Annotated in this window: 14 protein-coding genes and 1 pseudogene; 11 read left to right on the forward strand and 4 right to left on the reverse strand. The window is 44.8% G+C overall.

Going from position 1 to position 15,285, the window contains the following annotated elements; all coding sequences use genetic code 11:
- Positions 1-350, forward strand: a pseudogene (locus tag C5745_RS17610) (integrase core domain-containing protein); the annotation flags it as partial.
- Between the two features lie 227 nt (positions 351-577).
- Here C5745_RS17610 and C5745_RS17615 read toward each other — a convergent pair.
- Both C5745_RS17615 and C5745_RS17620 read right to left on the reverse strand, forming a co-directional pair.
- The gene (locus tag C5745_RS17615) at positions 578-823 is read right to left on the reverse strand and encodes a hypothetical protein (RefSeq protein WP_105718330.1); all 246 of its coding nucleotides are present in this window, start codon (positions 821-823) and stop codon (positions 578-580) included.
- A 3-nt stretch (positions 824-826) separates the two neighbouring features.
- On the reverse strand, positions 827-1,390 hold the full coding sequence (locus C5745_RS17620) for a hypothetical protein (protein WP_105718331.1): 564 nt from the start codon (positions 1,388-1,390) through the stop codon (positions 827-829).
- Positions 1,391-1,998: 608 nt separating this feature from the next.
- Between C5745_RS17620 and C5745_RS17625 the strand changes: the two genes are divergently transcribed.
- Genes C5745_RS17625 through C5745_RS17635 form a run of 3 tightly spaced genes read left to right on the forward strand, consistent with a single transcriptional unit; the run spans position 1,999 to position 7,871 of the window.
- The gene (locus C5745_RS17625) at positions 1,999-3,414 is read left to right on the forward strand and encodes a TlpA family protein disulfide reductase (protein WP_105718332.1); all 1,416 of its coding nucleotides are present in this window, start codon (positions 1,999-2,001) and stop codon (positions 3,412-3,414) included.
- Between the two features lie 3 nt (positions 3,415-3,417).
- On the forward strand, positions 3,418-6,492 hold the full coding sequence (locus C5745_RS17630) for a SusC/RagA family TonB-linked outer membrane protein (RefSeq protein ID WP_105718333.1): 3,075 nt from the start codon (positions 3,418-3,420) through the stop codon (positions 6,490-6,492).
- Between the two features lie 11 nt (positions 6,493-6,503).
- The gene (locus tag C5745_RS17635) at positions 6,504-7,871 is read left to right on the forward strand and encodes a RagB/SusD family nutrient uptake outer membrane protein (protein ID WP_105718334.1); all 1,368 of its coding nucleotides are present in this window, start codon (positions 6,504-6,506) and stop codon (positions 7,869-7,871) included.
- A 90-nt stretch (positions 7,872-7,961) separates the two neighbouring features.
- Here C5745_RS17635 and C5745_RS17640 read toward each other — a convergent pair whose 3' ends face one another.
- Positions 7,962-8,318, reverse strand: coding sequence for a hypothetical protein (locus tag C5745_RS17640; protein WP_105718335.1), 357 nt, complete (start codon positions 8,316-8,318; stop codon positions 7,962-7,964).
- A gap of 255 nt (positions 8,319-8,573) precedes the next feature.
- Complete coding sequence (locus tag C5745_RS17645; protein ID WP_105718336.1) at positions 8,574-9,554, reverse strand: helix-turn-helix domain-containing protein; 981 nt, start codon at positions 9,552-9,554, stop codon at positions 8,574-8,576.
- Between the two features lie 544 nt (positions 9,555-10,098).
- Here C5745_RS17645 and C5745_RS17650 point away from each other — a divergent pair.
- The 7 genes from C5745_RS17650 (at position 10,099) to C5745_RS17680 (ending at position 15,277) form a co-directional block, all read left to right on the forward strand.
- A complete protein-coding gene (locus C5745_RS17650; RefSeq protein ID WP_105718337.1) occupies positions 10,099-10,974 on the forward strand; it encodes a hypothetical protein in 876 nt (291 codons plus the stop codon).
- A 62-nt stretch (positions 10,975-11,036) separates the two neighbouring features.
- On the forward strand, positions 11,037-12,098 hold the full coding sequence (locus C5745_RS17655; protein ID WP_105718338.1) for a LytS family sensor histidine kinase: 1,062 nt from the start codon (positions 11,037-11,039) through the stop codon (positions 12,096-12,098).
- Between the two features lie 19 nt (positions 12,099-12,117).
- Complete coding sequence (locus C5745_RS17660; protein WP_105718339.1) at positions 12,118-12,840, forward strand: LytR/AlgR family response regulator transcription factor; 723 nt, start codon at positions 12,118-12,120, stop codon at positions 12,838-12,840.
- A gap of 25 nt (positions 12,841-12,865) precedes the next feature.
- On the forward strand, positions 12,866-13,216 hold the full coding sequence (locus C5745_RS17665; RefSeq protein ID WP_105718340.1) for a helix-turn-helix domain-containing protein: 351 nt from the start codon (positions 12,866-12,868) through the stop codon (positions 13,214-13,216).
- Between the two features lie 375 nt (positions 13,217-13,591).
- The gene (locus tag C5745_RS17670) at positions 13,592-14,236 is read left to right on the forward strand and encodes a DUF6266 family protein (protein WP_105718341.1); all 645 of its coding nucleotides are present in this window, start codon (positions 13,592-13,594) and stop codon (positions 14,234-14,236) included.
- A 76-nt stretch (positions 14,237-14,312) separates the two neighbouring features.
- The gene (locus C5745_RS17675) at positions 14,313-14,894 is read left to right on the forward strand and encodes a DUF6266 family protein (protein WP_105718342.1); all 582 of its coding nucleotides are present in this window, start codon (positions 14,313-14,315) and stop codon (positions 14,892-14,894) included.
- Positions 14,891-15,277: a hypothetical protein gene (locus C5745_RS17680; protein ID WP_105718343.1), complete on the forward strand. Its 387-nt coding sequence runs from the start codon at positions 14,891-14,893 to the stop codon at positions 15,275-15,277. Before C5745_RS17675 ends, C5745_RS17680 begins: the two co-directional genes overlap by 4 nt.
- Positions 15,278-15,285 lie beyond the last annotated feature (8 nt).

Raw genomic sequence — 15,285 nt, forward strand, 5'->3', positions numbered from 1 at the left:
GCATACCCCTGTTGCGCATACTCACCGATAGAGGGACGGAATATTGCGGAGCAAGGGAACATCATGAGTTCCAGCTATATCTGGCTATTGAAGATATAGAACACACTAAGACCAAAGCTAAAAGCCCACAGACAAACGGCATCTGTGAACGCTTTCACAGGACTATGCAGGATGAATTCTATGCCACAGCGTTCCGAAAGAAGATCTATGGAAGCATAGAGGAACTCCAAAAGGATCTTGATGTATGGTTGGACTACTACAACTCTGAAAGACCGCACTCGGGTAAATATTGCTACGGTAAAACACCGAAAGATACCTGGGAAGAAAGTATCTATCTTGCAAAAGAGAAATTATTACATACTCATTCCCAAAACGTTGTATCTTTGCCGATGTCGGATGAAGTAGAAACGGCACCTTATCAGAAGCATCCCTTCAACAATAACCCGACCCAACAGAATGATGAAGGGGAACGTAAATCCCCCTCCAACAACTTTTTTATAGAGAAAACAACTGAGGCAATAAAACCCGTAAAAATCTAGTAGAAAAATTGCCCAACTGTCAGATTAAGTCTTAACTTTTACACATTAGCAAAAGATTCCGCGTTAATTTCATGTGTATACAATCCGTATATAGTCACCAGATCGCTTTCGATAATATTCCGAATTGTCATTAGATCTGCTGCTTTGTACAAGTGACTTAATAATTTATTGGCTAATGTATCAAATTCATCTGATGGAGAGCCGGGGATTAAATTCCAGGAATTGATGATCCTTCTCAGTTGACTGATATGGCCATGATATTGGCTTCTTATAATCTCATTCATGAATTACAAATAATAGACATCTACTTGTCTAGCACCGAATTCGCCATCTTTTAATCTAATCGGTGCCTTTTTACTCTTTAACTTACCAACTTTTACCGCATAACGAAGTGCTTTAGAAAGTTGATCACCAACGAATGTTCTTTTAAGAGTATCTTTGCTGTAAATCTCAATGTCTCGAAGATATTGTGGTTTTTTTAAAAAGTCGTCTTTCAATAGAATTTCAAGGATAAAAGCATTTGCACTACGGTCTGTTGTTGAACTTTGAAAATATTTTAAGTTTTCTTTATTATCCTTTTTGAACTGAATAAGAATATCTGATTTTGAAATGTTTGATGGTACTTCAGAACTTAGATTAAAGATTTTCGCACCACTAAACCCTAGCTTTTTCCCAATTTTTACTGCTAAAGATTCACTTAAACTCCTCGATCCATTTAACACTCCATATATATGTGATGGTTCCCTTTCTACAAATGCTGCAAACCCCTCTACTGTTAGATCGACTATTTCCATTATCAAAAGGACTCTTTTAATGACTTCTTTGTTATAGGTTTCATGTTTAGTATTCATGAAAACAAAGACCGTATAATATTTACGCTAAAAATTATCATTAATTTACTTTTTATGTAAAATATTTTGTATATTTGCTTATGCTTTAGAAGGATTTCATAAGCATATTTGGTGTTTAAACTAGAGAGTCTTGCGGTTGCATTTCTGAAGCCGTAACGCAAGGCAGCAGTATAAACACCCACATCTTCATTGTTATGTGTATATTTGTATGCATACGGTAGATGTGGGTCTGCTGTTAGTCCGTGTTACGTAAGGCTTCAGAAACTTTTTCGCAACCACGGCTTGCAGGCCCACATGTATCAAAAGAAACTGCTAGCCATCAAGACTCGTTAATGGATAACGAGCGATGAAAACCGAAAAGAAAAAACTTTACAAAAATCTCATTTCTCCACCCGATTAGGTGGACGCGTACAGCCATTATGGCTTTCCATAGATGCGACAGCGTAAAACCGAATTATAAAACCAATATCGAAACCCGTATCGTTCGTATCATTTCCGACAATATTTTACTAACAGCGTGTGGTCTAAACTAGGTTTAGCCACAAAGGAGATATAGCGAAGAAAGAAAAAAGCAGAACCTCTGGGCCACACCCTTAAAACCTTAAAAAATGAACAATTTTTACAGGGGTGGGAGAGGACTGGCCTTTTTCAAGCACCTATTTCGCCTTTTCAAATCAAGAAATAACCGAAGCCGGACGCTGTTCAGCTTCGCGGCACCAATTTTATGTTTCATGTTGTTTAATCTATCAGAAGCCCGGACGCAGTCCCGAGATGACCTCGGGGCTGCCGAAAGGCAAACCGAGATTAAGCCATTGGAAATAGGGGATACCATCCCCGAATATATATGGCAGCTGCCATTGCGGGTTGTTAATCATCCCGCCGGAAAGGATACGATTACTTTATACGACTACCGAGATAAGAAACTGATTATTCTGGACTTTTGGGCAACATGGTGTACGAGTTGTATTAAAGCTTTTCCTAAGTTAGACACGCTTCAAAAAGATATTGGACAAAAGGAAATGCAGATCGTGTTGGTGAACAGTAAGTCGACCAGGGACAATAGCATCAGTACGAAGCAGTTCTTCCGCAATAAACGGTATCTCCCAGACCTGCTGTCGGTGACGGAAGACACAGTATTCAAAGAACTTTTCCCTCACCGGAGCATCCCACATTATGTCTGGCTCCGCGATGGGCGTCTGCTAGCGACGACGAAGGCCGAAGATCTTACTTGTGAAAATATCCAAAAGGCGATGGCAGGAGGCGCGATCAATTCTTCCCGTGTGCCGCGGATTTCATTCGATATCCGCCAGCCTTTATTTGACAACGGAAACGGCGGACAGGCACCCGTTCCCATTTATAAATCGACTTTGAGCCCTTTCATGAATGGGCTTAAAAGTGCATTTGCAATCGATGTGAACGATTTTGGACAATATACCAGATTGGTATTTACAAACAGTCCCCTGATCAATCTTTTGACCTACGCTTACCCAGCGCTTCAAGCTCTCTCTCCGTCACGCCTCATTCTGGATGTGGAAGACAAAAGTCCATTTCGACAGGAACCCTTCATGAAGTGGAAAAGTAGGCATCTCTATACCTATGAGGCCCGCTTCCCCGCAACTACTGAAGAGAAAGCGAAAGAGCTTATGCAATCCGACCTTCGCACATATTTCAAATACGATATTACAGATACGATCATGGAGATGGATTGTTTAGTTGCGAGGCCGGTCGATCCGAATGTCGGCAAGGTGCGCGATATCGCTAAGTCAACAAACCAAAACGAAGGTGAGAGCACGGATACTTATTTCCAAGACTATGCACTCGACGCTTTTTTTGAACAGATAGAGGCACTCCAGCGAATGCCTGTCGTAAATGAGACTGGCATGGAAGATCGCTCCATACTCCGGCTACCCACCGACCTATCGGATATGTCTAGGGTAAAGAGTGCTTTGCAGCGATATGATATTGAATTCTCGGTAGAAAAAAGACAGGTACCTGTTGTCATCCTTTCAGATAAAAAAAACTAAAAAATGAAAAATATATTTTTACTAACTTTCCTATTCTTTCCTTTCGTATCGATCGGCCAAACGGTAAGGGGATATGTTTTTGATAACCGAAACGAGCCTATAGCAGGTATCACCATTACTCTTAAGGAAACCGAGTCAAACACAACCACAGATAAACAAGGACGGTTCGCTATAGCAGTACCACCCGAGGGTGGGATCCTCGTCTTTAGCGGAATCGGTTACTCTACAGTTGAAGTACAGGCCGAATTCGACACAGAGTTGAAGGTCAATATGTCCAGCGAACGCAATAATTTAGACGAAGTACAAGTGATAGGGTATGGAACCACTACGCGGCGTTACAATGTTGGTTCGGTGACGACGATCAAAGCCGAAGATATAGCGAAGCAACCTGTTTCCAATCCATTAGCAGCACTTCAGGGCCGCGTCCCAGGTCTGGTCATCAGTGCGACAAGCGGCCTGCCGGGAGCTTCGTTCAATGTACAGGTCAGGGGGCAGAATACACTTTCCTCAAGTGTTCAGGGGTTGGGTGTCGCGACGCCCCTGGATAATCCACTTTATATAATTGACGGTGTTCCGTTCGCTCCGCAGAACGGGAATATAAATCAGCTTCGGTCCATCCAGTCGCCGGGCGGAGCTACGGTATTCAATAACCAATACGGCGGTTCAAGTCCGTTCAACAGTATCAACCCAGCGGATATCGAAAGTATCGAAGTCTTACGGGACGCGGATGCGACAGCCATATATGGCTCCAGAGGAGGTAATGGCGTTATACTGATCACAACGAAGCGGGGTGCAAATGGAAAAACGGAATTCACCGCCGACGTAAGTTCTGGCGTGAGCGTAATCGGAAAGACGATACCGATGATGGATACACGCGAATACCTCGCCATGCGGAGGGAAGCGCTGGCGAACGATGGTCTTGAGCCTAATCTGACGCTTTGGGATCCCGCGTACGCACCCGACCTGTTGGCTTTTGATGACGCGAAGCATACAGATTGGAAAGATTATTTTATGGGAAATACGGCAAGGAACACGATCGCGAACGCATCGATCTCCGGCGGTAACCAGTATACTAATTTTAGACTGTCAGCCGGCTTTAACAGAAATACGTATATCTTCCCTGGCGATTTTTCAGAAAACCGTACGAACTTGGCTGTCAACCTGCAGCATCGATCAGTAGACAGCAGGTTTGGTATCGATTTTTCAGCAAACTACTCCTATACCATCAACAATTCTTCGGGTTCACCAGATCTTTTGATGGCCTATCGGCTAGAGCCCAATTTCCCGGACTTGCTGGACGATCATGATAATCTTGTTTGGTCCTACAACGGGATAGATCTCGGCATGGGGATAAACGGTAATCCGATAGCATATTTAAGAAACTTGTACTCCACGGAAAACACGTTGCTGAACAGCAGCCTTCAGCTCTCCTACAAAGTGAGTAAAGCACTTCAACTTCGAGCTAGTCTCGGCTATAACACCGTGATGGGTGAAGAGTATTTCGGAAATCCGTTATCGGCACAGAATCCTCATCGGGGCCTCGAAGCAGAGGCGACCTTTGGCAATAATAATTTCGGCGCGTGGATCGCTGAACCGCAATTGGAATACAGGAAACCGGTCGGTCAGGGAACGATAAGTATCCTGATCGGTGGAACGATACAGTACAGTACGAACGACAAGACGCAGATTACCGGAATCGGTTACGCAAATGATGATCTTTTGGGATCGATAAACGGTGCGTCGGACCGCTATGTAAGCGACGGGTTCAGCGAATATCGGTATGCCGCCGTATTTGGTAGGGCTAATTACAGGTTGAAAGATAAGTATATTCTCAACCTGACCGCCAGACGGGACGGGTCGAGTCGATTTGGACCGGGAAGACAATTCGGAAATTTCGGATCGATAGGTGCCGGTTGGCTTTTTGCAGAAGAAAAATTCATCAGCGACAACCTACATTTTTTGACGTACGGTAAGCTACGGGCAAGCTATGGCGTTACAGGAAGTGACGCGATAGGCGATTACCAATATATTCCGCGTTGGGCTCCTACGACTTATCCATATAACGGTGTTGTTGGTTATAGTCCGCAGAACCATTTCAATCCAACACTTAGTTGGGCATCTACGCGAAAATGGGAAGCTGGATTAGAACTCGGAGTTTATCAAGATAGGATACTGTTGAGTTCGGCCTATTTCAGGAATCGTTCCGGAGATCAGCTCGTTAGCTATTACCTGCCTACCCAGACGGGGTTTGGTGCAGTGGTTGATAATTGGGACGCCCTAGTGCAGAACGCAGGTTTTGAGTTTGTACTGCAGACAAATAACTTACAGAATCAACACTTTGGCTGGACGTCGTCCTTTAATATCTCCCTCCCACGCAATGAGCTGATCAAGTTCCCTGATCTGGAAACCTCTCCGTACGCGACTCGATATGTCGTTGGACGGTCGCTTGGAACCATATACGGCTTTGACTTTGCCGGTGTCAATCCGGAAACGGGACTTTTCCAGTTTCGGAATGCGCAAGGTGAGCTGACGAGTACTCCTGTCAGCCCGTCGGGCACCCGATTTAACGACTTTATACCGATCGGCAATCGCGATCCTAAATTTTATGGCGGTTTGCAGAATGCCTTGCGTTACAAAGGGATACAGCTGGATTTGTTCCTTGAATTTCGGAAACAGTTAGGGACAAACTTTTTGCAGCAGGCCTATACGTTTACACCGGGACACCAGTACAATGTTCCAGCCGCACTATTGGACAGGTGGCAAAAAGAAGGAGATATGAAGGACTTACAGCGGTTTACGGCGTCATATGGAGATGCATACCGTACCGGGCAGCACTTCGTCATGTCGAGCGGTGTATATTCCGACGCATCCTATATACGACTTCGTAACCTCAATTTATCCTATACCTTTGGTTCCGCCACGGCGGCCCGTCTCGGCCTAAGTAGGTTTCGTATACATGCAGCGGCACAGAACCTTTTTACATTCAGCGGCTACCAGGGGAATGACCCGGAAACGCAGAGCCTGTACGGCGTTCCTGTATTAAAGACCTTTGTACTTGGTATAAATCTAACATTATAAATGAAGCAGTCATGAAAAAATTAAGTATACTGTACATACCGATAATTTTGGTAGCAATAGCCTCATCCTGTAAACAGCTTGTCCAGATCGATCTACCCAAAGATGAACTGACAACAGAAAAGGTTTTCTCCGATAGTACTAACGCCAATGCGGCAATCGTTGGGATATATGTGCGCATGCAGGGCGGCCTGAACCTATGCTCAGGTTCGCTATCCATCTATCCGGCATTGTCCGCGGACGAACTGTATCTAGCAAGTGCAACAGAGGAGAACGGACAGTTTTTTGCCAATGCGCTGCTGCCTATCAATAATACAGTGGGAGGGATATGGTCAACAGCGTATTCGTTCATCTATGATCAGAACGCATGTATTGAAGGAATAACGCAAAGCGACAACATTAGAGAAGACCAAAAGGCTGAGCTGGTTGCTGAAGCAAGGGTTATAAGAGCCTTTCTATATTTTAATCTGGTGAACCTCTATGGCGCTGTGCCGTTGGTACTCACAACCGATTACGATCACAGTCGGACGCTGTCGAGGATGCCCGTGGAGGTGGTGTATGATCAGATCATCTCGGATCTGCTCTATGCCAAGTCTACTTTGCCGCTGACGGTAGATCAAAATTTCCGTGCAAACAGCGATGCCGCTACAGCCCTATTGGCGCGAGTATATCTCTATAGAGGCAACTACGCGGCAGCTATCGAGCAGGCTACGGAAATAATAGAATCAGGTCGCTATACACTGGCGCCGACGCCAAACGAGGTGTTTTCCGCCCAGAGTACCGAGACGATATGGAATCTGCTGCCTGTCAATCCGGCACGCGCTACCTGGGAAGGATTCAATTTTATCCCATCATCGCCAACGCGTATTCCAACTTATGTCCTCTCGGAAGCATTGCTTGATTCATTTGATGAAGATGATCTCCGTGCGTCGCAGTGGGTCGGGCATAGTACGGTGAATGGTCAGATCTATGCCTATCCCTACAAATATAAAATGCGAACTTCAGCAGGGCAGACCAATGTTGAGCGATATGTTGTATTGCGACTGGCCGAGCAGTATCTGATCAGAAGTGAAGCCGCCGCTGAAATGGGTGATATCCAAGGTTCCACAGCTGATATCAACGTGATCAGGATCCGTGCGGGATTACTCGCTACTGCAGATGGATATGATAGGGAGTTTATACTTAATGAAATCGCAAAACAGCGAAGGCTGGAGCTGATGTGTGAGTGGGGGCACCGCTGGTACGATTTAAAGAGGACAGGTGTAGCAGATGCTGTACTCTCGAATGTCAAACCAAACTGGCGGCCATCGGCAGAACTATTCCCCATCCCGCAGACGCAGATAAACAGAAATCCATTTCTAAGCCAGAATACCGGATACTAAAAAAACAGGGGCGGTTATCGAAACCGCCCCTGCTATTAACCAGAGTTTTTAGCCAACATGATGCGCATTCTTACGCACAGGTTTACGCATCTAATCTTTTAGCGCACTTGTGGTTACTGGAGCCTGGGTTCCGTCCAGAACGAACGAACCGCCACTCGGATTCGTCTGGCTTGGATTGAACCCCGATATGCACTGATTAGTTTCGCCATCACATTCGTTCATGTCCTCCGGAGGATTAACGCTAGTGCCTAAATAGACAGCGTCAGACTGAGGGATGGGGCTACCTGGCGAATGAGAACCCGTTATCTGGAACCATCGTAGCGGTGTTTGCACCGTGATAGCCTCATCTTTCTTGTTCTCCGCGGCGTTTATCAGAAGGAAAGCGCCGAATAATAATATGATCGATGTTATACTGGCGATCATCCAGTTTGTTTTTAATGTAGCCATAAGGCAATCTTTTTTAATTATTAATCCTTGGTAAGTCCTATCGTTGCTTTGCCCTTCTTAGTACGATGCCCGGACATCACGATCACGATAGTCTGAAATGTCTTTTGGCTGACCCGCCCGCCAAACCGGATAGCCTAGATCCAGTTCTTCGATGGTTGCTTGTAAGACAAAGTTAGCCTCAGAAATAGCCGTTGTGACTGACCGTTTTCGTAAAACATACAGACAGTTTCTGAAAAGCGAACTTTTGCTTAACGTCTATTCTTTTGGGCTCTTTCCGGTAATGCGCTTGAAAAGTCGATAGAAACTGCGTTCATGCTTAAAACCCAATCTGTCCGTGACGCTCATGACGGTTTCACCAGATAACAATAATAATTTTGCCTTTTCGATAAGATAGCGTTTTTTGTATTGTGTAGGCGTCACACCGAATTGCTTTTTGAACAACAACGTCAAATTGGCTTCTCCGAGAGGCAGTACATCTGTTAATGAGGAGAGATCATAGCGCATGCCGTTTTCTTCCACCCCCAATTCAATTAAAGTTTTGGCAGTCTTGACCATATCCTCGTTTTCAGTGACGGCCTCCAGTTCTCTGTCAATTTTACGCTTCGACAGCTTAATCATTTCCTTCAGATGGAAAATGATAGCGATCTGGCTGTCCACATCGGCCTTTTTTAGTTTCTTGCAAAGTGATCGGATGTAGATCACCGTAACCGGGCCAGCCATGAAATCGCTGCTCACCAGCGGCGTAGACGATTTTTGCCGATGTGCTTCCAACAGAGGTTGAAGAAAGTCAAAATCGTGATCGGCACCGGCATCAAAAATACCCACATCAAAATAGCATACGAATAATTGGTAGGTTCCCGGCGGTACGTGAAGGTAGTAGTGCCCGCGAGGCAGATAGATGTATCGCGCTCTTCGTTTATTCAATGATGTGACTGATGCGTTTTGAGCGTTAGCAATTTGGATACTATCACTGGCCTGCATGAGATAGATGATATATAGATCGGACTGTTTCACGTTGATAGGAAGGCTCACCGCTTCATCCAATACAAGATCGAATTGCTGCAGGTAGCCCAGACGTCCTTTGAAGTCTTGAGCGATACAACTCTTCTTGTTGTTTCTGCTGTAAACGATTTCTCCTTCACGAAAGGGCAACGATGGAATTAAGCCTGCAATTTGGTCGCCACGTAGAGGCTTACCAAATACAGTTGCAGTTTCTAAAAAGAAGCTTTTTCTCATCGTTGCGATTAGGTATACGCCCGAAATATAGGGAACCAAATAGCAGATTCGTAAAAAAAGGCTGGATAGTGCGTTTTCATGGTTTTCGGCTTTTTTTGGCTAGGCTGAACAGAGCGATTTGAGGTATTTCGGTGGTGTTCAGCCCGAGGTTAAAAAGCCGAAAACCAGCTTTCCGGGGTTTCCAAGGTTTTTTTTGGATTTTACAATCATCCTATTGCATCTTTGATTTGCAGGCCGATAGATACTGTTACCGCGGGCAGTAGATGCGGAATGCAACATAAGAATATTAAAAACTTTAAATTTTAGAACACATGAAAAATTCAATGCACCACAAAGACGTCGTTTGGCGAAAAGATCCGAATCAACGTAAGGTTTTGGTATGGTCAGATTTAAGCTCGTACTTAGAGGAAAAACCAGAGCGTGGAAAGAAATGTCCTATTTATACATTTTCATAACATGATTCTTTTAAAGAAGTCCTAATCAAAAGCTATCTATGCCGCTTACTACATAGGGGCGTAGATAGCTACCCTTAAACCACAACCTTATGTATACGTTTAATTCTTGGTCGTTTGCACTGTTCAGTGCAAACCTGCACCGCTATTTGCCTAAGCTAGACTGGCCACAGCATGAGACCGTTTATATCAATTGGAAAGATCATCACCGAAAAAAGCCGCTGGACGAGCTATTAAACAAGAGGGAGATCGACGTTCAAGTTCTTGAATCGTTTCGAGACCCCGCTATTATCACCTTATTCCACTTGGGAGATCATTTGGTCTGGCCGGTGCTTCTAGCGCAAAACGGCATCCGTTTTAATGTCATCTTGGATCGCGTGGTTTACCTGGATGCGAAAGGACTGTTTGACCAGCTGTTGATAAAGTTGGGAGCATACGGGCACGCGCCGGAACTGCTCTTCAGCGACGACCGTGCATTATTGCTTAAAATTAGATCCCGTATAGCAGACGGCCAACACCTGCTATGTTTTGCCGATGGAGCATCCGGTTCGGAAACCGTTAAAAAAGATGAGCGATTGCCAATCCGCTTCTTGGAGGGAACACTGTGGTTAAAAAAGGGGATACCCTTTATTAGCCATCTATTTGATATGCCGGTGATCTCGCTTTTGCCACAGGGGATCGGCGACATCGAGCAGTTGCAATTTCATAAAACCATTTTGCCAGTTTCGTATGAGGATCGAGAGGTGTATCTACTTCGATGCTTACAACAACTATATGGAAGCTTGGAAAAAAAAATAAAAAATGAACCGCATTTGTGGGAATGTTGGGGATATCTACATCAAAATGGGATGTTGGGAAAAATCGTTGATAATCAAATTTTTAACGATATATCCGCAACTGTTCAAGTGGTGTGGGACGACAAAATGGTGACCTTTGATCGGCTGAATTACACGGTTAGAAGGGAATAGCTTATTTGTTGTGTTGACATTTATAATGTATATTGAGATTCATAATCACCTAGATCGTGCTAATGAATCCAATTGTCAGAACTATATATCGTTCCAATGTTTGGGCTTTTCCAGTTTTTGTCCTAGTCTTTTGCGCGGCGAACGGATTGTTCGTAAAAGACCGTATACCAAGCAATCAGATATTGCTGGCATCGCTTTTATTTGCAATATATTATAACTGGGTGTACTATGTTGTGCTAAACGTCTATAGGGGCGGAAGAAAGAAAAGAATAATTGCAGGAGTCGCTTTAGTTATTCTTTTACTGACTATAGAACCTACGCTGGAATTTTTGATATATACTTGTTTCCCCTCCATGGATGTTTATTTCGACAAATACATGTTAGAAAAGGATTATGTCCACGATATTTCAGAGTTTCGGCAACGTTGGATAACGGCTTTGCTAGTTATTTTTTTTGCTGTGATAATAAGGCTGGCTTTCCGTTTAAATAGAAACAAAACAATCGAAGCCGAAGAGTCAAAAAAACAGAAAGCTAAGCAGGATGAGGAAATAAAAACGTTGCACGATCGCTTGAAGGCTCGGCAGCTCAACACACACTTTATCGAGAATTTCGTGCTCATTGCGCTCCATAGAGAAAAGAAACAGAATAAAGAAAACGTGGAGATGTTGACTATGTTGACCGACCTCATGAACTACCAATTGAGTATGGATAATCAACAACAAACCACCAATTGGCAAGAAGAATGGGACCAAGTGGAAAATCTCCTACAGATGGCGTATTATAAGGATGCGAATTTTGTGTACGAATGGGCCCACGACGACGGAATAGCTGATTTGGAAATGGTTATCCCGCACGGCTTATTGTTGATGCCCTTGGAAAACGCACTAAAATACGGAAGGAACACCGCAGCATGGCCGTTACGGATGGAGTTCAGCAGAAAGGATAACCGGATATACATTAGGTATACTAACTATTTTGACCCCGTGGTGCGCGACAGAATTAAGTCTACCGGCAAGGGATTTAAGCTTATGGAGACACGGATAGCAGCTGGCGCATGGCCTATTATACTTCGTAAATCGGAAGTAGATAATCTTTTCTGGGTGGATATTGAAATAGCATGTTGAAAGATATAAACCTATCATAATGAGAAAGGAAAAATATACTGTACTAATTGTTGACGATCAGTTGGAATCCATGGGGCATATTGAAACAACATTAAGGAAACTACCGCATTTGGAGGTACAGACCGAGAGTGACCTCATGAGGGCAAGATCTACAGTGGACCAAGGTGTCGTCGATATCCTTGTCTTAGATCTGCATATGCCGGAAACGGACGGATTTACGTTTATAGGTCTTTTAGAGCATGAACCAGCCGTGATTATGTGTTCTGGTCATGAAATATCAGGCACGGAAGCTTTTGACCATGGCGTTGCAGATTGTATAAAAAAAATGGCTTCCAGAAAAAGAGTAATAGAAGCTGTGGAAAAGGCGATAAAGCGACTGTACGACCGTGAGAAAGAAAAGGAAAGTGCGAAGACAGTAATCACGCTTAGAGGGGTACAAGATAATTCACCAGAGGAAATTAATTGGAAGGAAATTCAATATGTATCCATCAAGGACGGTGTACTGACGGTATTCGACATGGAGGCCCAAAAGTCTGATTATAATTGCACTTTATTAGGGTTTTTAGCCAAGGTGCCTTCGCAGGAATTTGTGCAGACACATCGATGCTACGCTGTTCGGGTAGATACAATTTGTTACAGGGAAGGTAAAAAAGTGATATTGACCAAATGGTGTGAGGTGCCGATTGGAGATAAATATTTTGATGAAGTAGAGCGGGTAATTGACCGTTTGAAATATGAATGAAATTTGAGTATGCAATCTACCTATTATGAGAAGAACCTTAATGGCCATATGCCGTTATCTGATTCGTATTATCCGTTTGTTGCATGAATTAAAGTTTCAGATCACCCATCAGGAAACAGAAAACAGGCGCGTGCTGTGCGCTCTCCGAGACGAATACGCTGACCTAAAACAACAGCTATCGAGTCAAGTGGAGCAGGAAACCATATACCGCGATGCGGAGTATGCCATGGAATTTATCGGCATCAGCGAGAGTACCTTGGCTCGCCACCAGCGCAAGGGGCAGCTTGCTGTGGCGAAGATTGACAGAGGTAAGCGTTATTTTAGACAGCAGGATCTAGAGCGTTTCAAAAGAGAGTACTGGAACTTACCGGACTAACCTTTTTCCATACCTGCTTCACCCTTTCTTCGAACCTTATTCGCCCATTGACTGCGTTTTTTATGTGATTTTACCGTGCAATTACCGAGCGGCACACGGTAATCACACGTTGGTTACACGGTAAATCTACGGTAAATGGGCGAACACTCTCCGAACAGTGTCCGAACTGAAGGCGAATACTATTCGAATAGACCGTGAAACACATCCTGTCAGTGTCCTGTCAATCCAACGGGAAATGCCTGTCAGCACCCTGTCAACCGCCTTCTAGCTCTTGTTTTGTGCCTGTGTTGTGCTGTATGTTTGTTGCCGTAAGCCCCATATACCGGTATGCGAGAAGGCGTTACAGATGGTTTAACAATTTAATTTTTTTTAATTATGGGAACGATTAGAAGAGGAGCAAATGGAGGATTCAGCGGGAAAGCTGGATCGGTTATCGGCAGCAGCTGGAAGAGCATAGACTACATTAAAGGGCTGCCGAAAAAACGGACGAAACCGATGACGCAGGAACAGCTGGTACAGCAGGCGCGTTTTGCGGTATTGACCCGTTTCTTGATGCCGCTCACCCCGATGGTGCGCGTGGGCTACGGCCAGATCCAGTCGCATCGGGCCACGCCGATGAATGTAGCCGTGCAGCAAAATATGGACCGTGCCGTAACCGGTACGTATCCGGATTTTTCCGTCGATTATGCCGCTGTGCGTATCAGCGAAGGCCGCCTGCTCGGAGGAGGTACGGTATCTGCGACAGTAGATGCTGGTGTATTGACGGTGAACTGGAGCACGGACGTGAACGACCTGATGGATTCCAATGCGGATGATCTGGTGTATATCGTGCTTTTCCAGCCGGAGATCGATGAGTTCATGTCGACACCTACACGCCCTACAAGGGCAGACGGTGAGGTAGACATCGCTATTCCGGAGCATTTCCTTGGAGGGCAAGGCCATGTCTGGATTTTCTTTTCCGATCGGAAGGCTAAGCGCGTGTCGCGGAGTTCCTACTTGGGTGAGTTAGACCTGCAATAAAAGCAGGCAGACGAAGGGGCAGTGCAAAGCTGCCTCTTCCTTTAAACAAAGATTTATAATATAAAAAGAATAACATATGATCGTACATAATGGAATATCCGCCCCAATAGATGGACGGACATTGGCCAGGCTGCGGTTCCGATCCGCTTCAAAATTTTTGGCTCCGTTGGCGGGGTTGATAAATCAAGGTCTAGGAAGTGTGAAGAAGTCTGGCGCGACACCGATGGGAAGAGCAATGTCACATTTGTTGACTGCGGGCTTTAACGACAAGTACCCCGGATTGGAGATAGATCCCGGCAAAGTGAAACTGAGTGACGGCAATTTGGACAACCCACCGGAAGTGGAGCTGGCTCTCCATGGGGATAGGGCAACCGTTTCTTGGTCTACGGCGACGTTGAACCCCTTCAATGCCTATGATGACGACCTCGTTATTGTTTGCGCGTATAATGTCGCTGCGCGCTGCGCTGTGCTCCAGGAAGGAGAGGTACAGCGAAAAGACGCTGAAGCGATCGTTGTCCTACCGGCCGAGTTTTTAGAGGAGACCACACACCTCTATTTGCTGACGCACACCCGTGATGGGAAACGGTTTTCGCGAAACATATACCTAGGTGTACGGACGGCAGAAAATAGAATAGTTAACGAAAAGCGAAGAACATGAAAACACTTCAAACAAATACCCCCTGGCTCATCAAGGATATGGCAGGGGAGCTATCGGGAAAACACAAAATCGGGATTGTAGTCTTGCTGATGCTGGCATTGTTCCTGTTTATCGGAACGATCTTGCAGTTCATAGATCGTACCGCAGGTGTACTCGATATCGGCATCTTATCGGTATGGCTCTTTGGTCTATTAGTAGGCATGGCGGCCATCTTCTGTAGCCTCTGGTTGCAGGAAATCCTTTGGCAGCCCTTCAAGGCATTCCGTAAAGAATTCAATTACCATTTTAATCAATTGACATCATGGCAACAATGTATCATCTATTTTTCGGTATTCTTTTTATCGCTGTTTGCGGTGCTGTGGGCACTGGCCATCCTCTTATAGTGGCGAAA

Origin of the sequence: Sphingobacterium haloxyli (assembly GCF_002980525.1) — a bacterium.
GTDB classification, from domain to species: domain Bacteria; phylum Bacteroidota; class Bacteroidia; order Sphingobacteriales; family Sphingobacteriaceae; genus Sphingobacterium; species Sphingobacterium haloxyli.